This is a genomic window from Nocardia sp. NPDC050710 (assembly GCF_040654375.1).
In the GTDB taxonomy this organism is placed as follows: domain Bacteria; phylum Actinomycetota; class Actinomycetes; order Mycobacteriales; family Mycobacteriaceae; genus Nocardia.
Genome location: NZ_JBFAHV010000002.1, coordinates 361,688 through 387,685 on the forward strand (window position 1 = coordinate 361,688; position 25,998 = coordinate 387,685).

A 25,998-nucleotide genomic window follows, 5' to 3' on the forward strand; every position below is an offset into this window, starting at 1 on the left:
GCCGTCCGGAGCGCAGCGGCGCGCTACTCGAACATACAGTTATGTATGTAAGTGTAGAATCGCCGGAATGACCAGGACCGACGTCACCAAGCCGCGGCGCCGCACCCAGGAGCAGCGCAGTAGCGAGATGCGTACGCGGTTGCTGGACGCGACCATCGACTGCCTGGTCGAGTACGGGTACGCGGGAACGACGACCCCGCGGGTCGCCGAGCGCGCGGGCGTCACCAGGGGCGCGCAGGTACACCACTTCGGATCCAAGACCGACCTCGTGGTGGCGGCCATCAGCCATCTCGCGCAGCGGCGCGCGGAGACCGCGATGCGGGAGATGGACCGGGTGGTGGTCGGCGACGATCCGGTCGGCGCGGCGCTGGAATTTCTCTGGGAACTACACCAGGGCCCGCTGTTCATCGCGACCGCCGAGCTGTGGGTGGCGGGCCGCACCGATCCGGTGCTGGCCTCGGCGATGGAGAAGGTCGAACCGTTCGTGAACAACGCGGTGCTGATGGCGGTGGCCCGTTTCGTCCCGGATGAGATGCGCCGCAAGGAAGCTCGCGATTTCATCTACACCGCGATGGACGCACTACGCGGCATCCTCGTCTCGAACTTCATCGATACCGACACCGAGCGCGCCCACCGCCGCTGGCGTCGCGCCTGCGTCCACCTCCGCGAGATGGCCACCGCCACCCTGGCCCAAGCAAAGCCGACCGACTAGCGCTCACAGGCCATTTCGACGCCTCACAGAGGCTATTGCCTCTGTGAGGTGACGAATCCCTCTGTGGCGTCAGCGCTGCCACGGCAGCGGGTGCTCGCCGAATATCGTCGGCTCGATTTCGTTGTCGCTGCGGCGCAGGTAGTGCTTGGTGATCGCGCGTGTTGTTGACGGGTGTCGCGGCAAACCTACGCGATGGAGCGGCTCGCGGGCTCGACCGGATTTTCTGCCGGTGTTCGCTGGCTGTACATACACATCCAGCTGTATGTGCACGCATAGACGCAATTACCTGGCTACTTCGCTCCAATTCGGGGTCTGCCACTACGTGTCTTGCGCAGTTACATACATATCTGTATGTTTGTTTGCAGTTCGGTCCGCATGGATCGCCACGGTCGTCCGCCCTCGGGTGCGGACGGCCCCACACTGAGGGAGTTCGATGACGAACAGGGTCTATGTCGTCGGCGTCGGCATGACGAAGTTCGAGAAGCCGGGGCGACGCAAGAACGAGGACGGCACCGACTGGGACTACCCGGATATGGCTCGGGAATCGGGCACCAAAGCGCTCGCCGACGCGGGTATCGACTATCGCGAGATCGAGCAGGCCTATGTCGGCTATGTCTACGGTGAGTCCACCTCCGGGCAGCGCGCGGTCTACGAACTGGGTATGACCGGCATTCCGGTGGTCAATGTCAACAACAACTGTTCGACCGGCTCCACCGCGCTCTACCTTGCGGCGCAGGCGATTCGGGGTGGCCTGGCCGATTGCACGCTGGCACTGGGCTTCGAGAAGATGCAGCCCGGCTCGCTCGGGTCCACCTGGGACGATCGCGAGCAGCCGATGGCCAAGCACATCATGGCGTTGGCCGAGATCTCCGAGGTGCTGTTCCCGGTCGCGCCGTGGATGTTCGGCGCGGCGGGACGCGAGCATATGAAGCAATACGGCACCACCGCGGAGCATTTCGCCAAAATCGGCTACAAGAACCACAAGCATTCGGTGAACAACCCGTACTCCCAGTTCCAGGACGAGTACTCGCTCGACGACATCCTGGGCTCCCGGATGATCTACGACCCGCTCACCAAATTGCAGTGTTCGCCGACCTCCGACGGTTCCGGCGCGGTCATCCTGGCCGGTGAGGACTTCGTGAACTCCCACGATCTGGCGGGGCAGGCCGTGGAGATCGTCGGGCAGGCCATGACCACCGACTTCCGGTCCACCTTCGACAACACGGCCAAGAACCTGATCGGCTACGACATGAATGTCCATGCCGCACGGAAGGTTTACCAGCAGTCCGGGCTCGGCGCCGACGATTTCCAGGTCATCGAGTTGCACGACTGCTTCTCCGCAAACGAACTGCTGCTCTACGAGGCGCTCGGTCTCTGCGGCGCGGGCGAAGCCGGACAGCTGATCGACGACAACCAGACCACCTACGGCGGCAAGTGGGTGGTGAACCCCTCGGGCGGACTGATCTCCAAGGGGCACCCACTGGGCGCGACCGGCCTGGCGCAGTGCTCCGAGCTCACCTGGCAGCTGCGCGGCACCGCCGACAAGCGTCAGGTCCCGAATGTGACCGCGGCCCTGCAACACAACATCGGCCTCGGCGGCGCCGCGGTCGTCACCGCCTACCAGCGCGCGGACCGCTGAGCGCATCCACCGTCGCCCTGGTGAAAGCCGGGGTCCAGCAAAGACATTCACTACACGGGAGTAGTCATGGGACATATCGAAGCCACCAAGGACGTCAACGCCACCCCCGAGGCCCTCTGGGCGGTCGTCGCCGACCCGCAGACCTGGGACAAGTGGTTCACCATCCACGAGCGCTTCATGGAGGAGCCGCCCGCCGTGCTGGCCGAAGGCGCCAAGCTGGTCGCCAAGATCGTCATGCTCGGTATGGCGAATAAGCTCGAGTGGACCGTGGTTTCGGTGGACGCGCCCAGCACACTGACCCTCGGCGGCACCGGAATGGCCGGGGTGAAGACCGAATTCACCTTCGATATCCGGCCGAAGGGCGACGGCGGCAGCAGCATCGTGGTCTCCGGTGATTTCGAGGGCGCGCTGATCAAGGGCGCACTCGGCAAGGCGGTCGAAAAGGACGGGCTTAAGCAGCTGGACAAATCGCTCGAGCAGCTCGACGCGCTGGCCTCGGCCTGATCGCCGAGCGAAGGAGCGCGCGATGACCGAAACTGCCGCCCGCCCGGTGGAATTCGACGACACGGGCCTGGAGATCTGGTGTGACGACGAGAGTTTCGACGTCACGCGGGAGCGGATCGCCGAATACGCAGCGGCCACCAACGACCCGATCCCCATGCACCTGGCGGGCGATATCGCCTCGCCGGTCTTCGCGATCGTCCCCGTCTTCGAGGCGATGATGATGCCGGTGATCGATGTCGCGCCGATGGATATCTTCGGCCGGGTCGTACACGGCGAGCAGGACTTCCACTTCCACCGCGCCATCGAGCCGGGGGACAAGCTGGTGTCGCGAGCCAAGGCGGTCGGCTACACCAGCCGGTCCAATGGCAGCACCATCACCATCCTCATCGAATGCCGCACGGACGCGGGCGAACTCGTCAACCAGCAGTATCTGACCGCCTTCTTCCGCGGCATCGACGCGGGCAAGTCGGTTGGCGCGTCCGCGCCCGCGCACAAGTTCGACGAGAGCCTGCGCGGGCGGGATCCGGTGGCGGTGGTGGCGCAGCACGTGGATCTCGATCAGACCTACCGTTATTCGCCCGCCTCCGGCGATCCGGTCCCGCTGCACCTGGACGAGCAGGTGGCCAAGGACGCGGGGCTACCCGGCATCATCGCGCACGGGCTGTGCACCATGGCGTTCGCCTCGTGGGCGGTGCTGACCGAGGTGGCGGGCTCGGATGTCGTGCGACTCAGGCGATTCGCGGTGCGTTTCGCCAAGATGGTCTTCCCCGGCGACGATCTGGAGACCCGGATCTGGAAGGTCGGCTCCGAAAACGGCGTCACCACCTACGCGTTCGAGACCGTCCGCGGCGCGGATGTCGTGCTCAGTGACGGACTGGCCGAGGTCGCGAACTGATCGTCGCGGGCTCGCGTTCGAACGACACCCCACCGGCGTCCCGGAAACCGGGCCCGGAACATATCGACAGGCGACAACCCGACGAGGACTCGGATCGGGTCGCGCCACCACAGTCGGCCACGGGTCGCCCCGGACGGCACAGACGTAAGGAGAATTCAATGGGCGCACTGGCAGGGCGAGTCGCCATCGTCACCGGCGCGGGCCGCGGCATCGGCCGCGAGCACGCCCTCCTGTTCGCGCGGGAGGGCGCCGCGGTCGTGGTCAACGACCTCGGCGGTAGCAATGCGGGTGAGGGCGTCGATGTCGGACCGGCGCAGGAGGTGGCGAACGAGATCGTGGCGGCGGGCGGCAAGGCGGTCGCCAATACCGACGACATCGCCACCTGGGACGGCGCGAAGAACGTCGTCGAGCAGGCGGTCACCGAGTTCGGCGGCCTCGACATCGTGGTCAACAACGCGGGCATTCTGCGTGACGCCTTCCTCGCGGGTATGGACGAGGCGCAGTGGGACGCGGTGATCGCGGTACACCTCAAGGGCCACGCCGCGGTGCTGCACCACGCCGCCGCGTACTGGAAGGATCAGAGCAAAGCGGGCAACCAGCCCGATGCCGCGGTGATCAACACCGCGTCGGCCTCCGGCACCACGGTGCCCAACGCCGGACAGGGCAACTATGGCGCGGCCAAGGCCGGTATCGCCGCGCTCACCCTGGTCGCCGCGGACGAACTCGCCCGCTACGGCGTCCGGGTCAACGCCATCGCCCCGATCGCGCGGACCAGGCTCACCCTGGCCACCCCCGGCATGGGCGAGATGATGGCCGCGGAGGCCGAATACCTCGAGGAAGGCGAATTCGATGCCTTCAGCCCGGCCAATATCTCCCCATTGGTCGCATACTTGGCTTCGGATAAGTGCACGATCACCGGCAAGGTATTCGCCGTGCAGGGCGGCGCCATCTCCGAGCTGGCCGGTTGGCACGACGTGAAGACGATCGAGACCAACGGGCCCTGGCTCATCGACGACATCGCCGCCCGGCTTCCGTGAATTTCGCCGGCTTCGCCGACTGCCGTCCCGGTGCTTACCCACCCCGCCGGCTTCGCCGACTGCCGTCCCCGGTGCTCATCCACCCGCCGGCCGCGCCGGCTGCCGTACCCGTAGAGGTAGGAGAACGACGATGTTCGAATGGTCAGAGACCGATGTGATGATCCGCGATGCCGTGCGGACCTTCATCGATAAGGAGATCCGTCCGCATCTCGACGCGCTGGACAGCGGCGAGATGACGCCGTACCCGATTATCCGGAAGCTCTTCAGCGAGTTCGGGATCGACGTTATGGGCGGTGAGGCGATCGAGAAACTGCTGGCCAAGGAGAAGGCCAAGGCGGCCGCCATCGCGGCGGGTGAGCCGAAGCCGGAGAAGAAGGGGAAATCCTCCGGCGGTAGTCCGTTCGCGGGTCAGGAATCGCTGATGGCGGTGCTGATCGGCGAATTGTCCGGTGTCTGCATGGGTTTGGTCACCGCGATGGGGGTTTCTATCGGCCTCGGCGCGACCACCATCCTTTCGCGCGGCACCCTCGCGCAGAAGGAACGCTGGGTCGGCGACATCGTGACCATGAAAAAGGTCGCCGCGTGGGCGATTACCGAGCCCGACTCCGGCTCGGACGCCTTCGGCGGTATGAAGACCTACGTCAAACGCGACGGCGAGGACTACATCCTCAACGGCCAGAAGACCTTCATCACCAACGGTCCCTTCGCCGACGTGATGATCGTCTACGCCAAGCTGGACGAGGGCGACGGCGGCGATAGGCGCGAGCGCAAGGTGCTCACCTTCGTCCTCGACAGTGGCATGGAGGGCCTCACGCAGGGCAAGCCGTTCAAGAAGATGGGGTTGCACGCCTCGCCGACCGGTGAACTGTTCTTCGACAATGTCCGCCTCGGCCGTGATCGACTGCTGGGGGAGACCGAGGAGCACAAGGGCGGTGACGGCCGCGAAAGCGCGCGCTCCAGCTTCACCGCCGAACGCATCGGCGTCGGATTCATGGCGCTCGGCATCATCAACGAATGCCACCGGCTATGCCTGGAGTACGCCAAGAGCCGCAAGCTGTGGGGCCAGGAGATCGGCCGCTTCCAGCTGGTCCAGCTCAAGCTGGCCAAAATGGAGATCGCGCGGATCAACGTCCAGAATATGGTCTTCAACGTGCTGGAACGCGGTCGCGCGGGTAAGCCGCCGACCCTGGCCGAGGCCTCGGCCATCAAGTTGTACGCCTCCGAGGCGGCCACCGAGGTGGCGATGGAGGCGGTGCAGCTGTTCGGCGGCAACGGTTATATGACCGAATACCGGGTGGAACAGCTGGCCCGCGACGCCAAGTCGCTGATGATCTACGCGGGCAGCAACGAGATCCAGGTGACCCACATCGCCAAGGGCCTGCTGGCACAGTAATCGCGCCCCGCCGGGCCGTCGGTGGCTCAGACGGCGCGCAGGCGGGTGCGGCTGGCGTAGACGTGTTCTGCGATGAGGGTCGCGATGCGGTCGGGGGCTTCCAGCATGGGAACGTGGCCGACGCCCTTGACGAGGATGCGGTCGGCGGTGTCGGGGAGTTCGCGCAGGTAGCGCCGGGCGTAGACGCGGTTGGGGATGATGCGGTCGTATTCGGCCAGCAGCAGCCGCACGGGTGTGGTGAGGGTGGAGAGATCCTCCAGCGCGGGGGCACGCATACTGCCCACGATCATCGGGATCATGGCGGGGCAGTGCAGTGCCGCGGTGATCACGGCGGCGATGTCGCGGCGCGCCACCGCGGCGGCATTCTTGCTCAGCAGCAGCGTGACGAAGCGTTGCACGATCGGATTGGCGGGCGCGAATCCGCCCATCCGCTTACCGATTTCGACGATGGGCACCAGCGAGAGGAATTTGAGCCCGACCCTGACCTGGGTCACCGAGGGCACCTGCCAGCCGCCCGCGGGTGCGATCAGCGTCAGCGTGCGGGCGCGGCCGCGGCGGGCCAGTTCGACGCCGACCCAGCCGCCGAGCGAGTTGCCCGCGATATGGCAGGTGCGCCATCCGAGTTCGTCCAGTTGGTCTTCGATTCGATCGGCCAGCGTGTACACATCCATCGACCAGCCGTCGGCCGGGCCGCCGCCCCAATGGCCCGCGAAGGCGGGGGCGAAGACCTCGCACTGGGTGGCGAGCCGGGTCGCGGTCTGCTCCCAGCAGTGCGGCGACAGCATGAATCCGTGCAATAGGAGCAAAGGATCGCCGGAACCGAGATGCAACGCCTTGATCGGCTTCGGCCGGGAGTCGGATTCGGGCGCGGTCCGCTGGGCGGCGATGGCGCGCGCGGAGGGGACCCGGGACTTGGAGGCGTCGAACGTCATCGTCGTCACCCCTTCCTGGACGGCGGTGTCCGAGGGGGAGTATGTCTGACCAGCATTGTACGGTTTTCAGGTGCCCTTCATCATCTCTACAGTGAACGTCAACGGTGTCCGCGCGGCCACGGGCAAGACTGGTAAAGGGATGCTCGAGTGGCTGGAGGCCACCGAGGCGGACGTCATCTGCATCCAGGAGACCCGGGCAACCGATGCGCAGACCCGCGCCGCGCTCGCGCCCGCTCTCGACGCCGGGTGGTATCTGGCGCATGCGGAGCCGGGGATGAAGGGTAGGGCCGGGGTGGGCATTCTGTCCCGTCGCGAGCCGCTGGCCGTTCGGACCGGATTCGGCAGCGCCGAATTCGACGGGGTGGGCCGTTACGTCGAGGCCGACTTCGACGAGCTGACCGTCGCGAGTGTGTATGTGCACACCGGTGAGGCCGATACGCCGCTCCAGGATGAGAAGTACCGGTTCCTGAACGAGCTCGGCGCTCACCTGACGTCGCGGACCCGCGATTTCGTGATCTGCGGCGACTGGAATGTCGCGCACACCGAACTCGACATCAAGAACTGGAAGGGCAATGTGAAGAACGCGGGCTTCCTGCCCGGTGAGCGCGCCTGGGTGGACGGGATCCTCGCGGCCGGATATGTCGATGTGGTGCGCGACCTGCATCCTGGCGTCCCCGGCCCGTACAGCTGGTGGTCCTACCGCGGTCGCGCCTACGACAACGACGCCGGTTGGCGGATCGATTACCACCTGGCACGCGGTGAGGTGGCATCGCGGGCCAAACAGGCGATCGTGGAACGCGCGGATACCTACGCGCTGCGCTGGTCCGATCACGCTCCGGTCACGGTGCAGTACCGATGAGCATCAGCCCGAAGATCATGCGCGCGCTCGCTACGGCCGTCGCGGTGGCGGTGGTGGCCCTGGTCGCGGTGCTCGCACTGCGCGGCGGCGACACCACCCCCGCAACCGGCACGACCGCCCGCGCGACCACGTCCGCCGCGCCCGCCGCGAGTGCGCCCGCCAAGGCCGTGTCGACGCCCGCGCCCACCTCCCGCGCCGCCGGTGTCCCGGATCGCGCCTACGTGACTCTCGTCGAGATCGATGCGGGTCGCTGGCCGGATTCGGCGAACGCACCCGGCACCAAGGGCGGTGAGCAATGGATGAACCGCGGTGGCGATCTACCGCGCACCGACGCCGCGGGCCACGCCATCACCTATCGGGAATGGGATGTGAATCCCAAGCAGCGCAACCGTTCCCGCGATGCCGAACGGATCGTCACCGGCAGCGACGGTTCCGCCTGGTACACCGGTGACCACTACACAACCTTCACGAGGATGCGCTGATGACCGAGCCGGTCCCGCTGTCGCAGTTCCTGGCCCGCCCCACCGCCGATGACGCCGCGCCGCGCGGCCCGGGCGCATCCGGTTCGGTCCTCGGCGCCGCCCCGATTGATGCCGCCGAGCTGAGCGGACTGCGCTACCGCGCCCCCACCGGCTACCAGGTGCGCGAATTGCGCGGCGCCAAGATGCGTGACACCGCGGGCGTCTTCGACGAATTCGCCGCGGCGTTCCAGTTCCCGTACTACTTCGGCGAGAACAAGGACGCCTTCGACGAATGCCTGCGTGATCTGGACGATTTCATCGGCGACGCGCCCGGATACGTTGTCGTGGTCCGTGACTCCGCCGATCTGCTCGACGAAGAACCGGTGGAGCGCGACTGGTTCACCGAGGCAATGCGCGACTGCGCCGACTATTGGATCCGCCGCGACGTGGTCTTCCGCGTCGTCCTCCAGGGCGAACCGGTCCCGCCGCAGATCCTTGCGCTGACCCTCGACTGAGCGGCGTAAGGGTCAGCCGAGGCGGTGCGCCAGATCCTCGCCGAGCAGGACGAAGACGTCGGTGGTGTGTTCGATCAGTTCCTCGCGCGTCAGCGGGAGATCGCCGTGTAGCCAGGCGGTGAGGGTTTGTACCAGTCCGCCGACGAGATACGTTGCGCGGAAGTCGATCGCGGGGTCCGGTTCGGGGTCGGTGATCCCGTAGAAGTCGATGCCCTCGGCCGCGACCATGCGGGCGAAGACCCGGACGGTCTCGGTGGTGCGGGCCCGCAATTCGGGGGTCGCCATGCCCGCGACGAGCGCGACCTTGGCCTTGCGTGGATCGTCGGTGAGCAGGTGGATGCCGGCGGCGATGGCGGCGTGCGCCTTGCCCCTGCTGTCGTCGGGGGCGGTGCGCAGCCCCGCCACGATGGCGAGTGCGAGTTCTTCGGCGATCCGATCGATGAGTGCGGTGAGCACCGCGTCGCGGCTGTCGAAACTCTCGTAGTAGTACCGCTCGTTGAGCCCGGCTTCCGCGCACAGCCCGGAGACCGTGAGCTTGGCCAGCCCCTGGGTGCCGATGAGTTCGAGCGCGGCATCCAGCAACGCCGCGCGCCTTTGGGCCCGACGCTCCTGTGCGGAGATCCCGCCATAGGTCCGCTGCGCTATCACGGTTTGATTCTGACACGCCAAGTTCTGGCAGGGCCTATTGCCAGATTGACGGATCTGGTGGATTCTATTGCCAGATGCGCTCGACGAGGAGGCAGCCCATGTCCGAACCCGGTTACTTCGCCGATACTTCGATGGCTCGGCGGGTCATGAGTAAGCGTGCGGTGGGGCTCACCTACGGCCAGCGCGCCCTCGTGATCGGCGCCGTCCACCCATTGCTCTACGTCGGGACCGCCGAGAACACCCAGCATCGGATGACTCCGTACACCCGCCTGGCGTTGACCGGGAAGTTGTTCGAGTCGGTGTTCCTCGGCAGCAAGGACGAGGCCGACCGAGCGCTGACCTTCACCCGCAAGAAGCATGCGAAGGTGGTGGGCGCACTGCCGGAGGACGCCGGGCCGCACCATCCCGCGGGCACCGGCTATTCGGCGCTCGATCCGCACCTGATGTTCATGACCATGGCCTTCACCTTCGACTCCGCCGAGGTCATGTACGACCTGCTGGTCCGTGCCATGACCGATGGCGAACGCGAGGGGCTCTACCAGGATTACGTGCGCTGGGCCGAGCTCTTCGGCATGCCCGCCGCGGCCGCGCCCGCGAGCTATCCGGAATTCCGCGAGTACTTCGACGACTACCTCGCCTCGGAGGAGTTGTTCCTCACCGACGAGGCGCGTCTGGTCGGCTCCTATCTCGCGGGCCAGCGCGTGCCCTACCGGCAGCGGATGCCCCTGCAACAGGTCACCTCCGCATTCTTCCTGCTGGTGCAGGGCAGTCTTCCGCCGCGGATCCGGGATATGTACGGAATGCGCTGGGGCGTGGGCGAACAGCTCGCCTACCGGACGCTGGCCCAGGGCATCCGGACCGCCCACCTCGCCCCGCCATTGGTCCCGCCGATGCTGCGGGGCGCGCTCGCCGGGCCGAGCGCGCCCGTTTACACGCTGGTCTCGCGGCGTGAACACGCGTTGGTGCGGACCGGACGCCCGAGCATGCCCGGGGTGGATCCGCGCAACTGGGCGGCGCGAAATCCCGCTTGAACAGCGTCGCGCAGCGACTCGATGAGGGGTGGTGGCCGGGCGACGGGCGGGCGTGGCATGCGAAGATCTGGGTATGTCCAGCCCTGCGCAAGCCCCGGCCGCTGAACGCAAGCAGCGCGTGCTGTCCGGGATCCAGCCCACCAGCGAATCATTCCACCTCGGTAACTACCTTGGGGCGCTTCAGTACTGGGTGACGATGCAGGACGATTACGAGGCGCTGTACTTCATCCCGGATATGCACGCGATCACCGTGCCGCAGGATCCCAAGCAGCTGCGGGCCCGCACCAAGGCTGCCGCGGCCCAGCTGCTCGCCCTCGGCATCGACCCCAAGAAGTCGACGCTGTTCGTGCAGAGTCAGGTGCCCGAGCACGCCGAACTCGCCTGGGTGCTCAGCTGTATCACCGGCTTCGGCGAGGCGAGCCGGATGACGCAGTTCAAGGACAAATCGGTCAAGCAGGGCGCGGAGCAGGCGAGCGTCGGCCTGTTCACCTATCCGATGCTCATGGCCTCCGACATCCTGCTGTATCGCCCGCACCAGGTGCCGGTCGGTGAGGATCAGCGTCAGCACCTCGAACTCACCCGAAATCTGGCGCAGCGCTTCAACACCCGGTTCAAGAAGACCTTCGTGGTGCCGGAGGCGCATATCGTCAAGGGCACCGCCAAGATCTACGACCTACAGGACCCGACCGCGAAGATGAGCAAGTCCGCCTCGTCCGACGCGGGCCTGATCAATCTGCTCGACGACCCGAAGCTGACGGCCAAGAAGATCCGCTCGGCCGTCACCGACACCGAGCGCGAAATCCGCTACGACCCGGAAGCCAAGCCGGGCGTCAGCAATCTGCTGGTGATCCTCGGATCGCTGAGCGGCACCCCGATCGTGTCGCTGGAACAGGATTACGCGGGTAAGGGCTACGGCGACCTGAAGTCCGACGTCGCCGACGCGCTGGTCGAATTTGTCACGCCATTGCGGGCGAAGGTGGAAGAGTACTTGGCGGATCAGGGCGAACTCGACCGCATCCTCGCCACCGGGGCCGAGCGGGCGCGGGAGATCGCCGGCAACACCCTCGCACAGGTTTACGACCGGGTGGGCTTCCTGGCTCACTAGCCCTACCGCTGCGACTGCTTCGCAGGTCGCTCGAAAGGTCGGACATCCGCGAGGTCTTGGTTCGAAGGGGCTGGACACGGTGCAGGTGGTCGACGACATCAAGGCCGGGATCGAACGGCGGGTCAGCGCGCATCCGTGGCTGGACCATATGGTCCGGGCGGGCGGGCGGTATCAGCAACAGCGCGGTGACTACTATGCGGCGGGCATCACGTATTTCACTGTGCTGTCGCTGTTTCCGCTGCTGATGGTCGCCTTCTCGGTCGCGGGTTTCGTCTTGTCGAACCGGCCGGATGTGCTCGCCGAGATGCAGGACAAGATCATCGAGACCATTCCCGGCTCGCTCGGCGCCCAGCTCAACGATTTGATCGACCGGGCCATCAACTCGCGCGGCACCGTCGGTGTGCTAGGCCTGCTCGGCGCGGCCTACGCGGGGCTCGGCTGGATGGCGAATCTGCGCGCGGCACTCACCGAACAGTGGGACCAGAAAACCCAGGAGCCCAACTGGGTGGTCAGCAAACTCTCGGACCTGGGTGCGCTGGTCGGCCTCGGCCTGGCCTTCATGATCTCCTTCGGCCTGTCCGGGCTGGGATCGAGCACGCTCGGCGCCCGGGTACTGATCCAGCTCGGCCTCGCGGATCTGCCCGGCGCCCGGCTGCTGCTCGGACTGATCTCCATCGCGCTCGCACTGCTGGCCACCTGGGCCGTCCTCGCCTGGATCATCGCCAGGCTGCCGCGCGAACCGGTCACCTTGAAAAGTGCGGCCAAGGCCGCCCTACTCGCCGCCGTGGCCTTCGAGGCCTTCAAATACGTCGCCTCGATCTACTTGCAGATCGTCCTGCGGAGCCCGGTGGGCGCCACCTTCGGCTCGATCATCGGCCTGATGGTCTTCAGCTATATCACCTACCGGATCATCCTGTTCGCCACCGCCTGGGCCGCCACCGCCAGCGACAACCTCCGCGAAGCCGAGATCCCCGCACCGGGCGCCGCCGTGATCACCCCCCGCATCACCACCCGTGAACTCTCCCTCGGCGCCGGCGCCGCCTGGTTCGGCGTGGGCGCACTATCCGCCCTCGCCCTCGCCCAACTCCGCCGTCTCCCCGGCCGCCGCTGAACCGCACACCGACGGCACGACCCGAGTAGCCGACCCGGCAATGCCGGTCAGCGGCGCGGACGGCTCGTGCGCCGTGCGCCGACGAGCAGCACGAGCACCACCGCGACACCGCCGACGAGCAGCAGGGTCTTACCGCTCGACCCGGTGGGCTCGCTCGCCGCTTCGGCGTGCTGGCCGGTGTCTTGCGAGGGCGGGGCGGCCAGTGCGGCGGTACTTTTCGGTGACTTCGTATCCGCGGCCGGGAGTTTGCCGATCTCGGTCCCCTGCGGCAATGCGAAGCCGTAGTCGAGCAGGCGCGCCGCCTGCTCCCACGGGCGTATCGGCCGCACGTCCGCCTTCAGCAGGGTGACCACCAGCCTGCGGCCGTTGCGTTGGGCGGCGGCCACGAAGGTTTGCCTGGCGTCGTCGGTGTAGCCGGTCTTGCCGCCGATCGCGCCGTCGTAGTTGTAGAGCAGGTGATTGTCGTTGCCGATGGGGAAGCCCGGGCGATCCTTGTCGTCGGGATCCTTCGGATCCTCCGGGTAGCCGGGAAAATTCACTTCCTCGGTGTGGATGAGCTCGGCGAACAGCGGGATGGTCATGGCCTCGCGGAATAACACCGACAGGTCGTAGGCCGAGCTGCTCATTCCGGGGCCGTCCAGTCCGGACGGGGTGGCGGTCCGAGTGTCCAAGGCGTACAACGATTTCGCCAGTTCGTTCATCTTCGCCACGGCGGCCTCGTCGCCGCCCAGCTGGGCCGCGATCGCGTGCGCGGCGTCATTGCCCGAAGCCATGATCAGCGCCTGCATGAGCTGGCGGTTGGTGTAGCGGCCACCGGGGCCGATGCCGACCCTGGTGCCGTCCATATCGGCGTCGGCCTGGGTGCCGGTGACCGTCTTGTCCAGATCGAGGGTGCGCAAAGCCACCGTGGCGAGGAGCACCTTGATCGTGCTGGCGGGCCGGTAGCGCCCGTGCGGATCCTTGGCCGCGAGCACCTCGCCGGTATCCAGATCCGACACCATCCAGGCGGTCGCCGAAATGTCCTGGGGCAGCTGCGGTGCGCCCTTGGGGAGTACCACGCCGCATTCGCCCATCCGGGTCCCGCCGACCGGGGGCACCGGCACCGGCAGTGGGCTCGGCGTCGGTTGTCCCGGCGCGGGCACCTCGGATGCGTCGATGGGGGCGGGCGGTTTGGTCTTCTGCGGGCAGCCGTCGGTATTCGGCGTGGTGAACGGCGTCGTTGTGGTGCTGCCGCTCGGCGGCACCGCATGCGACGACGCCGCGATGGCGCCGCCGGTCACGGCGAGCGCCGTCAGCGCGGAACCGAGGCAGAGCGCGGTGCGGAGGCAGAGCGCGGTGCGGAGGCAGAGCGCGGTGCGGAGGCGAAAGTCCCGGATCTTCATCGGGACCGAGCCTAATGGGCACAGCGGCCGGAAACCGGCTACGGACCGCGCCGGGTCGCGCGCCAACGGACTCGGTGCGGCGGACGTCTGCCGTCGCGGGAACGGTTCACCTATTGACAGTAGCTACATAATGAGAGGTACTATCAAAAAGTTGTAGCTCTCATTTTATGGAGGGATTGTGGGAACCGACTCGACCCGCCGCTGGCTGGCCCTGGGGGCGCTGGCGGTGGCAATGCTGACAATCGGGCTCGATATGACCGTGCTGACCGTCGCGCTGCCCACGCTCGCGGTCGACCTGAACGCGAACAGTGGTGCGCTGCAATGGTTCAGCACCGCGTATACGCTGGCATTGGCCGCGGTGATGTTGCCGGCGGGCGCGGCGGGGGACCGATACGGCCGTAAGAAGATCCTGCTCGGCGCGCTGGTGTTATTCGGTGTGGCATCGCTGGCTTGCGCGTTCGCCGCGACAGCCGGTCAGCTCATCGCGGCCCGCGTGGTGCTCGGCATCGCGGCGGCGGCCATGATGCCGCTGTCCATGGCGGTGCTGCCCGTGTTGTTTCCCGACCCTGCGGAGCGCGCCAAGGCCATGTCCGTCTGGGTGACCTCGACCGCGCTCGGGTTGCCGCTCGGGCCGCTGCTCGGCGGCTGGCTGATCGATAACTTCTGGTGGGGCTCGGTCTTCTTGATCAATATCCCGATGATTGTCATCGGTGCGCTGTCGGTCGCTGCCCTGGTGCCCGAGTCGCGCAATCCGGATCGCCGCCCGCTCGACCTGCCCGGCGCGCTGCTGTCCGTGCTCGGAATGCTCGGTGTGACGTACGGCTTCATCCGGCTGGGGGACGAGGGCTGGGGCGACGGACCGGCATGGGGTCTACTCGCCGCCGGTCTGGCGGTACTCGCCCTTTTCCTGGTCCGGCAGCGCCGCGCCGCCTTCCCACTCGTCGATCTCGCGCTGTTCCGGGCCCGCGGCTTCCGCTGGGGCACCGTCTTCACGGTGCTGATCACCTTCGGCATGTTCGGGCTGTTCTTCACGGTGCCGCAGTACTACCAGTCGGTGCTCGGTGTCGACGCGCTCGGCAGCGGACTGCGGTTGCTACCGATGATCGCCGGCCTCGTCATCGGCGCGCGACTCGCGGACCGGTTGCTGCCGAAGGTGGGCCCCGGCCCCATGCTCACCGCGGGCACGGCGGTACTCGCCGTCGCGCTCGGCCTCGGCGCACTGACGGCCGTCGATACGCCGTTCTGGTACACGGCGAGCTGGATCGCGCTCACCGGTGCGGGTATGGGGTTGGCGATGCCGGTCGGCATGGCCGTGGCGATCGACGACCTGGAAGTGGCGCGCGCGGGCGCGGGATCGGCATTGCTCCAGGCGCTGCGGCAGGCGGCGGGCACCATCGCGGTGGCGTTGCTCGGCACCGTGCTGGCCACGGTCTACCGCGCCGAACTCGGTGACCGGAATGTCGATCCCATCGGTGACAGCGTGAATTCCGGTGTGGCGGTAGCCAGGTCGACCGGCGACGCGGCGCTGCTGGACCAGGTGCATTCGGCGTTCGTCGGTGGTATGAGCGCCATGCTCTGGGTCTGCGCGGCGATCTGCGCGATCGCGGCGCCGCTGGCGGTGCGGGTGCTGCCGCGCGGACGGAAGTCCACACCCGACGCGCCCGCGGTGGCTCATGCGCCAGAATCGACTCATGTCGGTTGACCTACCCGGCGACGGGTCGACGCAGGCCCCGCCGGCGACGCGGGGCCTGCGCGAGCGGAAGAAGGAACGGACCCGTCGGACGATTCGATCCGAGGCGTTCCGGTTGTTCCGCGAGCAGGGCTACAACGAAACCACCATCGAGCAGATCGCGGCGGCGGCCGAGGTCTCGCCCAGCACCTTCTTCCGGTACTTCCCGTCCAAGGAACAGTTGGTGCGCGCCGACGATCTCGATCCGCTGATGATCGCGGCGCTCAGGAAGCAGCCGCGCGATACCCCGCCGCTCACCGCATTTCGCAATGCGGTGACGACGGTGTTCGCGAACCTGTCCGCCGAGGAACTCGCCTTCGAGCAGGAGCGCCAAGCGCTGCTGTTCCATGTTCCCGAACTCCGCACGGCCATCGGGCTGGAGTTCGATCGCAATATCGATCTGATCGCCACCCTATTCGCCGAGCATCTGGGCCGCGACCCACACGAGTTCGAGATCAGGGTGGCCGCGGGCGCGGTGGCGGGTGGCGTACTGGCCATCACCAGGACGGTTCCGATGAACGCCGAGAACATCGGCCGGACCCTGGCCCTCCTGGAAGCGGGTCTCCCGCTGCCGCGCGGATCCTGAAGTTCGGCAACGGACTCCTCGGATGCGACCCGATCCGCCGGGGCGCGCTCAGGATCCGGTGACCGGGCAGCCGTGGGCCAGTGGGCCGAGCAGCTTGTTGTTGTCGTAGAAGTGTTCGAGTTCGAGGATGCGCAGATCCTCGCTGACCCGGGCGATGGTCACGCCGAACATTTCGATCCGCTCCCCGGTCGGCTGGTGCTCCCGGTACGGACCCTCGTAGCTGCCCCAGTGCCGCCAGCGAAAGCTCACCGTCGGTGGGCCGGACAGCACCTCCAGCACCTCCCAGAAGAAGCCACCCGGGAACGCGGTGTGAAAGATGTGGTGCGAGGATTCGAAGGTTTCGGCCGCGCCGTCGTAGTACGGGTTGTCACCGATCAGGATGTTGTAGCTGCCGATCCGCGCGAACTCCTCGGCGTCCTGCCACGGACCGCCGTTCACCCGTCCTCGGTAGTGCTCGGCCACCAGCGACACCCACTTCGCCGGGTCCTTCTTGTGCGAGACCTCCATCTCGAAAACCCGTACCAAGTCCTCGACGATCGCCTCCAGCGATCCCGGCGCGTGCTCGGTGGTGCGCTCGCGTGGTACGACCTCCCGGGTCAGGTGATAATCCGGTGCGCCATCGCGCCAGTCCTCGGCCGGCGTGGCCGCGACCACCGCGTCCCGGCCCTGCAACCATAGTGGCGTTGGTGCGGCTGGCGTCGAATCCGTTGCGTCAACTGTCATTTCGCTTCTCGTCCCGTCGTAGATATCGGACGCGAAGACCGTAGCAGTGGACCGGGCTATCGGCTCGATATGGGACAGGTCAACAGTCGCGAACTCTATTGGGCACCGGCGGTATGCGAGCTCGGCAGATCGTGCAGCGCACGCCTCGGGGTGTCGTCGTCCATGGTTGCGAAGAATCCGCCGACCACTTCCTCGATCTCCGAAATCGACTCGGCGCAGTACAGAATCGGCTGGTAGTGCGTGATGTCGTAGGCGGCGGTACCCATGGTGGCGACATCCAACGGGCGTAGCTCGGCATGCCGGAACTCATCGATCTCGCCGTAGGAGGACAGTAATCCGGCTCCATAGCAACGGATCTCGCCGCGTTCCCGGACCACACCGAACTCCATCGAGAACCAGAAGACATCGGCGAGGAATTTCAGCGCGGTGTCGGTTTCCAGCCGGGCCACCGCGGCGCCGACCGTTTCGTAGATCGCGGCGAAGCGGGGGCTGGCGATCTGGTTAGCATGGCCGATGATCTCGTGGATGGCGTCGGGCTCCGGCGTGTAGAGCGGCGCCGAATGATGCCGAATGTATTGGGTGGAATGGAAGATCCGGTCGGCGAAGGAGCCGAAGAACTCGCGCAGCGGCACCAGACCGGCGGCGGGCACGTACCGGAACCCGGTCAGCGGCAGCAGGAGGGCGCTGACCTCATCCAACTGCGGGATGTGATCGGTGGGCAGTCCGAGCCGGGCCGCCGCGTCGAGCACCTCGGTGCAGGCGTAGGTCCGGTGTTTGCGGGCGAGTTCGATCGATGCGGTGCGCCACACCTGCTGTTCGGCGTCGGTATAGGCGATGCGGGGCAGCGGCTTACCCGGTGCGTACTCGAGTGCCAGGGCGGCGATGGCATTGCGGCGGGCCCGGTATTCCGGGTCGTGTACGCCGGGGTGCTCGTCGCTCAGGTGCACGGTCACATCACCGGCGCCACTGCGGGTCACCGGCGAATACAGCTGAGCTTCGGAGAACATACCTCGATGCAAGCACCGCTGGCTCCGAGCGACAACAAAAGCCCGTCCAACTGGGCAGAATGCCTAGTTGAGCGGGCTTTTCGACGTCTTTCCCGGCCTGCGGAACGCTGTGGGAGCGGCTATCTGATCAGTGGCCGCCGTGCGGTGAGTGCACCACCGCGTGGCCCTTGCCGCGGCCGATCAGCCATATGTTCACCGGCGTCGTCACCACGAACGCGACTACCAACGCCGGTCCGTGATGCCCGGTGTGTGCGGAGTGGTCGTGCGCGGCATCCACGAGGGCGTGCCCGTGGTGCGCGACGTGGTCGTGCGCCGCACCGGGGCCCGCGTGATCCGCGATTTGCCACATATGAGCGGGATTCATGGCGCAAGATGACGAAAGCACGAAGGAGGGCGCATGAGAACCGTGCGGATCGATCTCGACCAGAAGTTGTTGGCTGCGGCGGCCGACATTCTGGGCACGTCCAATAGCAACGCCACCGTCAATGAGGCGCTACGCCGAATCGTGGTGCACGAGCGGCAACTCCATCATCTCGAGCGGATCGCTGCCGGGGTGCTCTGGGCGCTGCCCGCTCCGGATGTCGTCGCCGTGGTCGACAACTAGCCGCTGCCGCCCGGCCGGCCCGCGGGCCCGGTGCACCGGATATTGGACGGCGGGACCAGATCTACCAGGTATTTCACCACCGGTTCGTCCACGCAGGGCACACCGTCGAAGGTGGCGCCGTGCTGGAAGCCCTCGAAGGTGATCAGTGCCGAACCGAGGGCCGCGGCGAGGTTGACACCGCCCTGGTACCAGGTCGCAGGATCCCCGGTCGTCGCTACCACCACCGTCTTCGGCAGGCCGGGCACCGTGGGCCGGTGTGGCTGGAAATTGGGCGGTACCGGCCAGAACGCGCAGGGGTCGAGCGGTACCTGATCGGGTGCGAGGCCATCATCGAGAATCGGTGCGGCCGCTCGAGATCGGCGGTCGAGATCGGTGGCGGTCGTCCGATCTGTCACCCGGACCTCCTCGAGGCAGAGCACCGCATTGTGGACATCCGGACCGTTATCGAACTCCGCCCCTTCGCCGGTGGATATCGGGCCGCCGCGTCGCTGCGCCACTGCGGTCAGCGCCTGGGTGAGCGTAGGCCAGAAGCGGGTGTGGTACATCGAATTGAGGGTCAGGCCCATGATCCAGTCGTAGTCGATCTCGGCGCCCTCGGGCGTCCGCAGCGGATGCTCGATCAGTGGCAGGACCATCGAACGGAAGGCCGCGGTGGCGCGCCTCGGGTCGGTGCCGAGCGGGCAGGTCGCGGATTTGGCGCAATCGGCGGCGTAGGCATCGAAGGCATGCTGGAATGCGGCCGCATCGATCACCTGGTCGGCGATATTGGTGGTGGGATCGATAGCGCCGTCGAGCACCATCGCCCGCACCCGATCCGGGAACATCTCGGCGAAGGTCGAACCGATCCGGGTGCCGTAGGAGACGCCGTAATACGACAACTTCGCCTCGCCGAGCACCGATCGGATGACATCCAGATCCCGCGCCACGTCGACCGTGCCGACGTGGGCGATCAGATCGATGCCGGATTGCTGCACGCAGGAGGTGGCGTAATCCTCGCGCTCCTCCTCGACCTGGTCGATCTCGCCGAAGACATTGCTGAGCCCGAGTAGCAGCCGGTCGGTCAGCCGCTCCTCGGCCCCGCGGCAACTGATGCGCGGTGTCGAGGCGCCCAGCCCGCGCACATCCATGCCGATCAGGTCGAAGCGCTCGGCCAGCGGCGTCTGCGCCAGATCCAACGGCATGCCCAGTCCGGGCACTCCCGGCCCGCCCGGATTGGTGAGCAGCGCGGCAACCCGGGTACCGCGAGCCCTCGAGCGCGACAGGGCGATCCGCGCGGTATCGCCGTCGGGCCGGGCGTAGTCGACGGGCACCAGCACGCGTGTGCACTCGATACCCGCCGCGCCCAGGTCCTTACCCCCCTTGAAGCCGTCGCAGCTGCCCCAGATCAGCTTCTGCTGGTAGAACCGATCCAGGGTGGGCGCGGGCGGCGTCTCCACGGTGTCGCTGCCGCACGCCGCGACCAGCAGCGTTGCCGCGACGACCACGGACCACCGCGCGCGGGCTCCGATCGACCCTGCGGTTGCCTTGCGGCGATTGAACATTCGCATCCCTCGTGCTTGGGTTGTGCTCAGTCTGCCGCAACGGCCCCGATCCGCAATCGGGGCCTCGGCCGCGGGTGCGGAGCTCCGCGCTGCCGAGGCGGATTCGGGCGTCTGTCGGTGGGTGCTGGCATGATTCCGGTTCACCAACGCATACGAGGGGGACGGTGTATGTCGGTACCGATCGCGAATCTGCCCTTCGGCCAACGGCCCCGCGAGCGTCTGCTCGCACTCGGCCCGCGGGCACTGAGTGATAGCGAATTGCTGGCGCTGCTGCTGCGACAGGGGCGGCGCGGGGAAAGCGCGCTCGATATGGCCGCCGAGCTACTCGCCGCACACGGTGGGATTGCCGGACTGGCGGCGGCGCGGCCCGAGGAGTTGGCCCGGCGCAACGGAATCGGGGCGGCGAAGGCGGCGGCGATCATCGCGGCCTTTCAACTCGGCACCCGGGTGCGGCACAGCATCGACACCGCGGCGCGGCTGGAGAGCGCGGCCGATGTGGTCGGTGTCGCGGGTCCACTGTTCGCGGGCGCCCGGGTGGAACGCCTGCTGGTGCTGGTCTGCGATGCGCAGAACCGTCTGCGCCAGAAGGTTTTTGTCGCGGAGGGGGCGGTCGACCAGGTCGCCGTCCCGGTGCGGGAAATCCTGAATACCGTGCTCCGCCACGACGGCCGCGCCTTCGCCATCGTCCACAACCACCCCTCCGGTGACCCCTCCCCGAGCCTCGACGACCGCCGTGCCACCACCCTGCTGATCGAGGCCGCGCGGACCGTCGGCCTGCGTTTCCTCGATCACGTCGTCCTGGCGGGGGAGGAGTGGGCCCGCGCCACCCCGGTGCTGCGCGCCGTGGAGTGACGGGGTCGCCGGACAGTGACGCGCGACAGGTAGGTTCGCCAAGGCGGCAGCGCCGAACGGGCGGGAGTGAACTGCGGGACCGCGCATACGTATACTTGTGCGTATAAGTCAACGAGAGGTAGTCATGAACAAGGAGTCGACGGACCGTCGCGAATCCGCGATCCCGCCGGTCGGGCGGCGCTATCGGGTAGCGGGACGTGAATTGTTCCTGTACCGCGCCGGTGACGGAGGCCCCGCGGTGGTGTTCCTGCCCGGCGCGGGCGGGGTGGGTCTGGACTACCTGAACGTCCACGAGCGTGTCGCCGAATTCACCACCGCGGTTCTCTACGACCGAGGTGGCACCGGCTGGAGCGACCGCCTCGCATTGCCTCGTACCGCATCGGAAGTCGCCACCGAACTCCGCGATCTGCTGCGTGTCGCCGAAATCCCCGGGCCCTACATTCTGGTAGGGCACTCGCTGGGCGGCGCCTACGCCCGCCGGTTCGCCCAGCTCTTCCCGGGCGAGGTGGCCGGCTTCGTCGCGCTGGAGTCCTTCTACGAGGAGTGGGACGCCCACATGCCCTCGGATCTACACCTGGACAAAACCCCGACCGCAGTTCCGGGCCGGGTACAGACCACCCTGCTGCGGCTGCTGTCCCGCCCCTTCTATAACAAGATGTTCGCCGCCTGGCCCGCCGAAATCCGTACACCGCTGGTGGCGGGTCACGTCGACCCGAAGTGGATGGTCATCGGCGCCGAGGAACGCAGCAATATGCTCGCGCTGCGCGACGAACTGAAGGCCGCGACCCCCTTCCCCGATATCCCCCTGATCGCCCTCGGCGCCCTCGGCGTGGACTCCGGCCAGCGCCTGGCACTGTCGAAGAAGACCCTCGCCGAACTGAACGACAGTAAGGCGGGCCTCTACACCGCCATGGCCGACGCCGTCTCCCACGGCGAATACCGCGCCTACCCCGGGGCCAAGCACAGCACCATCCAACTCGACGAACCGGACGCCATCGTCCAGGCCATCCGCGACGTCATCGCCCGCGCCACCCGATAGCCCGCAACGGCGAAGGCCGCCTTCACCTTTTGATGGAGGCGGCCTTCGTGGCGTTTCGGGAGATCAGCGGGCGAACAGCAGGGCGCGCTTGACTTCCTGGATGGCCTTGGTGACCTCGATGCCGCGGGGGCAGGCATCGGTGCAGTTGAAGGTGGTGCGGCAGCGCCACACGCCCTCGACATCGTTGAGGATGTCGAGGCGTTCGCGGGCGCCTTCGTCACGACTGTCGAAGATGAAGCGGTGGGCGTTCACGATCGCGGCCGGGCCGAAGTAGCTGCCGTCGGTCCAGTACACGGGGCAGGAGGTGGTGCAGCAGGCGCAGAGGATGCACTTGGTGGTGTCGTCGAACCGGGCGCGGTCGGCCTGGCTCTGGATGCGCTCGCGGGTGGGCTCGTTACCCGAGGTCATCAGGTAGGGCTTCACGGCACGGAACGCGTCGAAGAACGGCTCCATGTCGACCACGAGGTCCTTTTCCACCGGCAGGCCGCGGATGGGCTCGACGGTGACGGTGATGGACTTGCCGTCCTTGGGCAGCATGTCCTTCATCAGCACCTTGCAGGCCAGCCGGTTCACACCGTTGATCCGCATGGCGTCCGAACCACAGACACCGTGCGCGCAGGAGCGGCGGAAGGTGAGCGTGCCGTCCAGGTAGGACTTGATGTAGATGAGCACGTTCAGGAAGCGGTCGGTCGGCAGGACCGGCACCTGGAACGACTCCCAGTGCGCGCCCTTCTCGTCCTCCGGATTGAACCGGGCCACCTTGACGGTGATCATCACCGAGCCGTCGGGGACGGGAGCGGGCTTCTGCGAAGAGGGTGCTTCGGCTACAGCAGTCATCAGTACTTACGCTCCATCGGCTCGTAACGGGTCTGCACCACCGGCTTGAAGTCGAGGCGGATATCGGAGATCAGCTCCGAACCCTCCTTGTAGGCCATCGTGTGGCGCATGAAGTTCACATCGTCGCGGTCCGGGTAGTCCTCGCGGGCGTGGCCGCCGCGCGATTCCTTACGGTTGAGCGCGCCCACCACGGTCACCTCGGCCAGCTCCAGCAGGAAGCCGAGCTCGACGGCCTCCAGCAGATCGCTGTTGTAGCGCTTGCCCTTGTCCTGCACGGTGATCCGGGCGTAACGCTCCTTGAGCGCGTGGATGTCGGTGAGCGCCTGCTTGAGGGTGTCCTCGGTGCGGAACACGGCGGCATTCATATCCATCGTGTACTGCAGTTCGGTCCGGATATCGGCGACCCGCTCGGTGCCGTGTTCGGACAGGATCAGCGCCAGCCAATCCTGCACCATCTGCGCCGGAGCCTCCGGCATATCGACGAACTCGGTGCGCTGGGCGTACTCGGCGGCGGCGATGCCGGCGCGCCGTCCGAAGACATTGATGTCCAGCAGCGAGTTGGTGCCCAGGCGGTTGGAGCCGTGCACCGAGACGCACGCGCATTCGCCCGCGGCATACAGGCCGGGCACCACATCGGTGTTGTTGCGCAGCACCTCGCCGCGGATCCGGGTCGGGATGCCACCCATCACGTAGTGACAGGTGGGCATGACCGGCACCAGCTCGTGCACCGGGTCGACGCCCAGGTAGGTGCGGGCGAACTCGGTGATGTCGGGCAGCTTCTCCTCGAGCACATCTTCGCCGAGGTGGGTCACGTCGATGTAGACGTAATCCTTGTTCGGTCCGGCGCCACGGCCCTCCAGCACTTCGAGCACCATCGAGCGCGCGACGATATCGCGCGGCGCGAGGTCCTTGATGGTGGGGGCGTAGCGCTCCATGAAGCGTTCGCCGGATTCGTTGCGCAGAATGCCGCCCTCACCGCGGACGGCCTCCGAGATCAGGATGCCCAGACCGGCCAGGCCCGTCGGATGGAACTGGTGGAACTCCATGTCCTCCAGCGGCAGACCCTTGCGGAACACGATCGCCATGCCGTCACCGGTCAGCGTGTGCGCGTTCGAGGTGGTCTTGTACATCCGGCCGGAGCCGCCGGTGGCGAAGACGATCGCCTTGGCGTGGAAGACGTGGATTTCGCCGGTGGCCAGCTCGTAGGCGACCACACCGGTGGCGACGGGGCCGCGGTCGGTGTCGGTCATCACCAGGTCGAGCACGTAGAACTCGTTGTAGAACTCCACGTCGTGCTTGACGCAGTTCTGGTACAGCGTCTGCAGGATCATGTGGCCGGTGCGGTCGGCGGCGTAGCAGGCGCGGCGGACCGGGGCCTTACCGTGATCGCGGGTGTGGCCACCGAAGCGGCGTTGGTCGATCTTGCCCTCGGGGGTCCGGTTGAACGGCAGACCCATCTTCTCGAGGTCCATCACCGCGTCGATGGCCTCCTTGGCCATGATCTCCGCGGCATCCTGGTCGACCAGGTAGTCACCACCTTTGACGGTGTCGAAGGTGTGCCATTCCCAGTTGTCCTCTTCGACATTGGCCAGCGCGGCGCACATACCGCCCTGGGCCGCGCCGGTGTGGCTGCGGGTCGGGTACAGCTTGGTCAGAACCGCCGTCCGAACACGCGGGCCTGCCTCGATCGCCGCGCGCATGCCGGCGCCACCGGCACCGACGATCACGACGTCGTAGCGATGCTCCTGAATCCGGGATTCACTCATCGGTGGTGGCCTGTTCCTAACTGATGTTGGGGTCGAAGGTGAAGATGACGTAGGTGCCGACGCCGCAGACCAGGATCATCGAGATGACCAGCGCGGTGTTGAGCCAGAACCGGGTCGAATCCTTGCGGGAGTAGTCCGCGATCACAGTGCGCAACCCGTTGCCACCGTGCAGCTGGGCCAGCCACAGCATGGAGAGGTCCCAGAACTGCCAGAACGGGCTGGACCAGCGACCCGCCACGAAGGCGAAGTTGAGTCGCTTCACACCGCCGTCGAGCAGCAGCATGATCGCCATGTGGCCCAGCACCAGCACGATCAGCAGCAGGCCGGAGAAGCGCATGAACAGCCACGCGTACTTCTCGAAGTTGTTGTTGGAGCGGGCGCGCGGGGAGCGGGGGAGGTCCAGGCTCGCCGGGCGGTCATATGACTTACCGAGTACAGGTGCGCTCATGGTTATCAGTGCTCCGTGAACAGGTAGAAGAACATGCGGCCGATCGCCGGTGCTGCCAGCAGCACGAAGATCGTGAGAATGATCCAGAGCATCAGGCGCTGATACTTCGGGCCCTTCGACCAGAAGTCGACCAGAATCACGCGGACGCCGTTGAGCGCGTGGAACAGCACGCAGACAACAAGACCCATCTCCATCAGGGCGACGACGGGGTTCTTGTAGAGCTCGATCGCCTCGTTGTAAGTGTTCGGGCTGACGCGCACCAGCGCGGTATCCAGCACGTGCACGAACAGGAAGAAGAAGATGGTGACCCCGGTGATCCGGTGCAGCGCCCACGACCACATGCCGGGGTCGCCTCGGTACAGCGTCTTCCGCTTCGGCTGGGCCGGAGCTTCAATCGTGGTCATAGAGTGCGGTGCCTCCAACGTCGTTGATGGACCCGGTTGCAAGTCCGACGCCAGCGGCGAAAGGGGCGCGAATCCCCAGGTGGCTGCGCTATGTTCCAACGCGCGGACCGCCGCCGGGAACCTGAACCGATCTGTTGTGGACTCTAATCCTCTCCGAATGCCGGAACTAATTCGGCGTGCCGTGCGTTGCGCTACAGTCGCCTGAGTTAGGTTTACCTTTCTTGATGCGTAATGGGGT

The 25,998-nt window shown here is 66.7% G+C and carries 28 protein-coding genes; 17 read left to right on the forward strand and 11 right to left on the reverse strand.

Translation table 11 applies throughout. The features are described from left to right. Nucleotides 1-67 precede the first annotated feature (67 nt). The 6 genes from AB0H61_RS07360 to AB0H61_RS07385 all read left to right on the forward strand — a co-directional run bounded on the left by AB0H61_RS07360 (nucleotide 68) and on the right by AB0H61_RS07385 (nucleotide 6,180). Nucleotides 68-712, forward strand: coding sequence for a helix-turn-helix domain-containing protein (locus tag AB0H61_RS07360; protein ID WP_357300424.1), 645 nt, complete (start codon nucleotides 68-70; stop codon nucleotides 710-712). Between the two features lie 433 nt (nucleotides 713-1,145). Further along, entirely contained in the window at nucleotides 1,146-2,351 is a 1,206-nt protein-coding gene (locus AB0H61_RS07365; RefSeq protein ID WP_357300425.1) for a lipid-transfer protein, read from the forward strand. 66 nt (nucleotides 2,352-2,417) lie between these two features. Further along, nucleotides 2,418-2,855 (forward strand): SRPBCC family protein, encoded by a 438-nt coding sequence (locus AB0H61_RS07370; protein ID WP_357300426.1) that lies wholly within the window; start codon nucleotides 2,418-2,420, stop codon nucleotides 2,853-2,855. Nucleotides 2,856-2,877: 22 nt separating this feature from the next. Further along, nucleotides 2,878-3,750 carry a MaoC/PaaZ C-terminal domain-containing protein gene (locus AB0H61_RS07375; RefSeq protein WP_357300428.1) on the forward strand — a complete coding sequence of 291 codons (873 nt, stop codon included), beginning with the start codon at nucleotides 2,878-2,880 and terminating at the stop codon, nucleotides 3,748-3,750. A gap of 158 nt (nucleotides 3,751-3,908) precedes the next feature. Beyond that, complete coding sequence (locus AB0H61_RS07380) at nucleotides 3,909-4,787, forward strand: SDR family oxidoreductase (protein WP_357300429.1); 879 nt, start codon at nucleotides 3,909-3,911, stop codon at nucleotides 4,785-4,787. A 130-nt stretch (nucleotides 4,788-4,917) separates the two neighbouring features. Then, nucleotides 4,918-6,180: an acyl-CoA dehydrogenase family protein gene (locus AB0H61_RS07385; RefSeq protein WP_357300431.1), complete on the forward strand. Its 1,263-nt coding sequence runs from the start codon at nucleotides 4,918-4,920 to the stop codon at nucleotides 6,178-6,180. Between the two features lie 26 nt (nucleotides 6,181-6,206). Here the strand turns inward: AB0H61_RS07385 and AB0H61_RS07390 are convergent, their stop codons facing one another. Next, nucleotides 6,207-7,112 (reverse strand): alpha/beta hydrolase, encoded by a 906-nt coding sequence (locus AB0H61_RS07390; protein ID WP_357300433.1) that lies wholly within the window; start codon nucleotides 7,110-7,112, stop codon nucleotides 6,207-6,209. A 70-nt stretch (nucleotides 7,113-7,182) separates the two neighbouring features. Between AB0H61_RS07390 and AB0H61_RS07395 the strand changes: the two genes are divergently transcribed. From AB0H61_RS07395 to AB0H61_RS07405, 3 genes are read left to right on the forward strand one after another with little or no spacing between them, the layout of a single operon-like run. Further along, nucleotides 7,183-7,971 carry an exodeoxyribonuclease III gene (locus tag AB0H61_RS07395; RefSeq protein ID WP_357300435.1) on the forward strand — a complete coding sequence of 263 codons (789 nt, stop codon included), beginning with the start codon at nucleotides 7,183-7,185 and terminating at the stop codon, nucleotides 7,969-7,971. Then, nucleotides 7,968-8,453: a ribonuclease domain-containing protein gene (locus AB0H61_RS07400; RefSeq protein WP_357300436.1), complete on the forward strand. Its 486-nt coding sequence runs from the start codon at nucleotides 7,968-7,970 to the stop codon at nucleotides 8,451-8,453. Before AB0H61_RS07395 ends, AB0H61_RS07400 begins: the two co-directional genes overlap by 4 nt. Beyond that, nucleotides 8,453-8,947, forward strand: coding sequence for a barstar family protein (locus AB0H61_RS07405; RefSeq protein WP_357300438.1), 495 nt, complete (start codon nucleotides 8,453-8,455; stop codon nucleotides 8,945-8,947). Before AB0H61_RS07400 ends, AB0H61_RS07405 begins: the two co-directional genes overlap by 1 nt. A gap of 12 nt (nucleotides 8,948-8,959) precedes the next feature. Here AB0H61_RS07405 and AB0H61_RS07410 read toward each other — a convergent pair whose 3' ends face one another. Further along, the gene (locus AB0H61_RS07410) at nucleotides 8,960-9,595 is read right to left on the reverse strand and encodes a TetR/AcrR family transcriptional regulator (protein ID WP_357300440.1); all 636 of its coding nucleotides are present in this window, start codon (nucleotides 9,593-9,595) and stop codon (nucleotides 8,960-8,962) included. A 98-nt stretch (nucleotides 9,596-9,693) separates the two neighbouring features. Here AB0H61_RS07410 and AB0H61_RS07415 point away from each other — a divergent pair, with 98 nt between their 5' ends. The 3 genes from AB0H61_RS07415 (at nucleotide 9,694) to yhjD (ending at nucleotide 12,842) form a co-directional block, all read left to right on the forward strand. Continuing rightward, nucleotides 9,694-10,626 carry an oxygenase MpaB family protein gene (locus tag AB0H61_RS07415; RefSeq protein WP_357300441.1) on the forward strand — a complete coding sequence of 311 codons (933 nt, stop codon included), beginning with the start codon at nucleotides 9,694-9,696 and terminating at the stop codon, nucleotides 10,624-10,626. 73 nt (nucleotides 10,627-10,699) lie between these two features. Further along, on the forward strand, nucleotides 10,700-11,731 hold the full coding sequence (gene trpS / locus AB0H61_RS07420) for a tryptophan--tRNA ligase (protein WP_357300443.1): 1,032 nt from the start codon (nucleotides 10,700-10,702) through the stop codon (nucleotides 11,729-11,731). Between the two features lie 79 nt (nucleotides 11,732-11,810). Continuing rightward, the gene (gene yhjD, locus AB0H61_RS07425) at nucleotides 11,811-12,842 is read left to right on the forward strand and encodes an inner membrane protein YhjD (protein ID WP_357300445.1); all 1,032 of its coding nucleotides are present in this window, start codon (nucleotides 11,811-11,813) and stop codon (nucleotides 12,840-12,842) included. Nucleotides 12,843-12,889: 47 nt separating this feature from the next. Here the strand turns inward: yhjD and AB0H61_RS07430 are convergent, their stop codons facing one another. Beyond that, nucleotides 12,890-14,224, reverse strand: a complete 1,335-nt coding sequence (locus AB0H61_RS07430; protein WP_357300446.1) for a D-alanyl-D-alanine carboxypeptidase family protein — start codon at nucleotides 14,222-14,224, stop codon at nucleotides 12,890-12,892. A 178-nt stretch (nucleotides 14,225-14,402) separates the two neighbouring features. On the opposite strand from AB0H61_RS07430, the gene AB0H61_RS07435 reads away from it, so the two are divergent. Both AB0H61_RS07435 and AB0H61_RS07440 read left to right on the forward strand, forming a co-directional pair. Then, nucleotides 14,403-15,926 carry a DHA2 family efflux MFS transporter permease subunit gene (locus AB0H61_RS07435; protein ID WP_357300448.1) on the forward strand — a complete coding sequence of 508 codons (1,524 nt, stop codon included), beginning with the start codon at nucleotides 14,403-14,405 and terminating at the stop codon, nucleotides 15,924-15,926. After that, complete coding sequence (locus AB0H61_RS07440; RefSeq protein ID WP_357300449.1) at nucleotides 15,916-16,539, forward strand: TetR family transcriptional regulator; 624 nt, start codon at nucleotides 15,916-15,918, stop codon at nucleotides 16,537-16,539. The genes AB0H61_RS07435 and AB0H61_RS07440 overlap by 11 nt, the downstream gene beginning before the upstream one ends. A 48-nt stretch (nucleotides 16,540-16,587) precedes the next feature. Here AB0H61_RS07440 and AB0H61_RS07445 read toward each other — a convergent pair whose 3' ends face one another. From AB0H61_RS07445 to AB0H61_RS07455, 3 genes are all read right to left on the reverse strand, one after another. After that, nucleotides 16,588-17,262: a SnoaL-like polyketide cyclase gene (locus AB0H61_RS07445; protein WP_357300450.1), complete on the reverse strand. Its 675-nt coding sequence runs from the start codon at nucleotides 17,260-17,262 to the stop codon at nucleotides 16,588-16,590. A 95-nt stretch (nucleotides 17,263-17,357) separates the two neighbouring features. Continuing rightward, entirely contained in the window at nucleotides 17,358-18,269 is a 912-nt protein-coding gene (locus AB0H61_RS07450) for a phenylalanine 4-monooxygenase (RefSeq protein WP_357300451.1), read from the reverse strand. Nucleotides 18,270-18,396: 127 nt separating this feature from the next. Next, nucleotides 18,397-18,633, reverse strand: coding sequence for a hypothetical protein (locus AB0H61_RS07455; protein WP_357300452.1), 237 nt, complete (start codon nucleotides 18,631-18,633; stop codon nucleotides 18,397-18,399). 33 nt (nucleotides 18,634-18,666) lie between these two features. Between AB0H61_RS07455 and AB0H61_RS07460 the strand changes: the two genes are divergently transcribed. Beyond that, entirely contained in the window at nucleotides 18,667-18,873 is a 207-nt protein-coding gene (locus AB0H61_RS07460; RefSeq protein WP_357300453.1) for a type II toxin-antitoxin system VapB family antitoxin, read from the forward strand. On the opposite strand, the gene AB0H61_RS07465 is transcribed toward AB0H61_RS07460, so the two are convergent. Beyond that, nucleotides 18,870-20,414: an alpha/beta hydrolase gene (locus AB0H61_RS07465; RefSeq protein WP_357300454.1), complete on the reverse strand. Its 1,545-nt coding sequence runs from the start codon at nucleotides 20,412-20,414 to the stop codon at nucleotides 18,870-18,872. The genes AB0H61_RS07460 and AB0H61_RS07465 overlap by 4 nt on opposite strands. Before the next feature lie 168 nt (nucleotides 20,415-20,582). Between AB0H61_RS07465 and radC the strand changes: the two genes are divergently transcribed. Together radC and AB0H61_RS07475 are read left to right on the forward strand one after the other, a co-directional pair. Next, nucleotides 20,583-21,266: a DNA repair protein RadC gene (gene radC / locus AB0H61_RS07470; protein WP_357300456.1), complete on the forward strand. Its 684-nt coding sequence runs from the start codon at nucleotides 20,583-20,585 to the stop codon at nucleotides 21,264-21,266. Between the two features lie 124 nt (nucleotides 21,267-21,390). Next, the gene (locus AB0H61_RS07475; protein ID WP_357300458.1) at nucleotides 21,391-22,305 is read left to right on the forward strand and encodes an alpha/beta hydrolase; all 915 of its coding nucleotides are present in this window, start codon (nucleotides 21,391-21,393) and stop codon (nucleotides 22,303-22,305) included. Between the two features lie 63 nt (nucleotides 22,306-22,368). Here the strand turns inward: AB0H61_RS07475 and AB0H61_RS07480 are convergent, their stop codons facing one another. The 4 genes from AB0H61_RS07480 to sdhC are packed head-to-tail and all read right to left on the reverse strand — an operon-like array spanning nucleotide 22,369 to nucleotide 25,760. Continuing rightward, complete coding sequence (locus AB0H61_RS07480; RefSeq protein WP_357300460.1) at nucleotides 22,369-23,142, reverse strand: succinate dehydrogenase iron-sulfur subunit; 774 nt, start codon at nucleotides 23,140-23,142, stop codon at nucleotides 22,369-22,371. Continuing rightward, nucleotides 23,142-24,908 (reverse strand): succinate dehydrogenase flavoprotein subunit, encoded by a 1,767-nt coding sequence (gene sdhA, locus AB0H61_RS07485; RefSeq protein ID WP_357300462.1) that lies wholly within the window; start codon nucleotides 24,906-24,908, stop codon nucleotides 23,142-23,144. Before sdhA ends, AB0H61_RS07480 begins: the two co-directional genes overlap by 1 nt. A 16-nt stretch (nucleotides 24,909-24,924) precedes the next feature. Further along, on the reverse strand, nucleotides 24,925-25,356 hold the full coding sequence (locus AB0H61_RS07490) for a succinate dehydrogenase hydrophobic membrane anchor subunit (RefSeq protein WP_357300463.1): 432 nt from the start codon (nucleotides 25,354-25,356) through the stop codon (nucleotides 24,925-24,927). A 5-nt stretch (nucleotides 25,357-25,361) separates the two neighbouring features. Then, a complete protein-coding gene (gene sdhC / locus AB0H61_RS07495; RefSeq protein WP_357300465.1) occupies nucleotides 25,362-25,760 on the reverse strand; it encodes a succinate dehydrogenase, cytochrome b556 subunit in 399 nt (132 codons plus the stop codon). Nucleotides 25,761-25,998: the final 238 nt, after the last annotated feature.

Excerpts from the sequence above, each read along its gene's own strand:
- AB0H61_RS07460 (WP_357300453.1), top strand. The coding sequence starts at position 18,667 with ATGAGAACCGTGCGGATCGATCTCGACCAGAAGTTGTTGGCTGCGGCG.
- AB0H61_RS07405 (WP_357300438.1), top strand. The coding sequence starts at position 8,453 with ATGACCGAGCCGGTCCCGCTGTCGCAGTTCCTGGCCCGCCCCACCGCC.
- AB0H61_RS07465 (WP_357300454.1), bottom strand. The coding sequence starts at position 20,414 with ATGTTCAATCGCCGCAAGGCAACCGCAGGGTCGATCGGAGCCCGCGCG.
- AB0H61_RS07385 (WP_357300431.1), top strand. The coding sequence starts at position 4,918 with ATGTTCGAATGGTCAGAGACCGATGTGATGATCCGCGATGCCGTGCGG.
- AB0H61_RS07380 (WP_357300429.1), top strand. The coding sequence starts at position 3,909 with ATGGGCGCACTGGCAGGGCGAGTCGCCATCGTCACCGGCGCGGGCCGC.
- AB0H61_RS07360 (WP_357300424.1), top strand. The coding sequence starts at position 68 with ATGACCAGGACCGACGTCACCAAGCCGCGGCGCCGCACCCAGGAGCAG.
- sdhA (WP_357300462.1), bottom strand. The coding sequence starts at position 24,908 with ATGAGTGAATCCCGGATTCAGGAGCATCGCTACGACGTCGTGATCGTC.
- AB0H61_RS07445 (WP_357300450.1), bottom strand. The coding sequence starts at position 17,262 with ATGACAGTTGACGCAACGGATTCGACGCCAGCCGCACCAACGCCACTA.
- AB0H61_RS07400 (WP_357300436.1), top strand. The coding sequence starts at position 7,968 with ATGAGCATCAGCCCGAAGATCATGCGCGCGCTCGCTACGGCCGTCGCG.
- AB0H61_RS07480 (WP_357300460.1), bottom strand. The coding sequence starts at position 23,142 with ATGACTGCTGTAGCCGAAGCACCCTCTTCGCAGAAGCCCGCTCCCGTC.
- AB0H61_RS07365 (WP_357300425.1), top strand. The coding sequence starts at position 1,146 with ATGACGAACAGGGTCTATGTCGTCGGCGTCGGCATGACGAAGTTCGAG.
- AB0H61_RS07370 (WP_357300426.1), top strand. The coding sequence starts at position 2,418 with ATGGGACATATCGAAGCCACCAAGGACGTCAACGCCACCCCCGAGGCC.
- AB0H61_RS07375 (WP_357300428.1), top strand. The coding sequence starts at position 2,878 with ATGACCGAAACTGCCGCCCGCCCGGTGGAATTCGACGACACGGGCCTG.
- AB0H61_RS07390 (WP_357300433.1), bottom strand. The coding sequence starts at position 7,112 with ATGACGTTCGACGCCTCCAAGTCCCGGGTCCCCTCCGCGCGCGCCATC.
- AB0H61_RS07440 (WP_357300449.1), top strand. The coding sequence starts at position 15,916 with ATGTCGGTTGACCTACCCGGCGACGGGTCGACGCAGGCCCCGCCGGCG.
- AB0H61_RS07415 (WP_357300441.1), top strand. The coding sequence starts at position 9,694 with ATGTCCGAACCCGGTTACTTCGCCGATACTTCGATGGCTCGGCGGGTC.
- sdhC (WP_357300465.1), bottom strand. The coding sequence starts at position 25,760 with ATGACCACGATTGAAGCTCCGGCCCAGCCGAAGCGGAAGACGCTGTAC.
- AB0H61_RS07430 (WP_357300446.1), bottom strand. The coding sequence starts at position 14,224 with ATGAAGATCCGGGACTTTCGCCTCCGCACCGCGCTCTGCCTCCGCACC.
- trpS (WP_357300443.1), top strand. The coding sequence starts at position 10,700 with ATGTCCAGCCCTGCGCAAGCCCCGGCCGCTGAACGCAAGCAGCGCGTG.
- AB0H61_RS07490 (WP_357300463.1), bottom strand. The coding sequence starts at position 25,356 with ATGAGCGCACCTGTACTCGGTAAGTCATATGACCGCCCGGCGAGCCTG.
- radC (WP_357300456.1), top strand. The coding sequence starts at position 20,583 with ATGTCGGTACCGATCGCGAATCTGCCCTTCGGCCAACGGCCCCGCGAG.
- AB0H61_RS07455 (WP_357300452.1), bottom strand. The coding sequence starts at position 18,633 with ATGAATCCCGCTCATATGTGGCAAATCGCGGATCACGCGGGCCCCGGT.
- AB0H61_RS07450 (WP_357300451.1), bottom strand. The coding sequence starts at position 18,269 with ATGTTCTCCGAAGCTCAGCTGTATTCGCCGGTGACCCGCAGTGGCGCC.
- AB0H61_RS07475 (WP_357300458.1), top strand. The coding sequence starts at position 21,391 with ATGAACAAGGAGTCGACGGACCGTCGCGAATCCGCGATCCCGCCGGTC.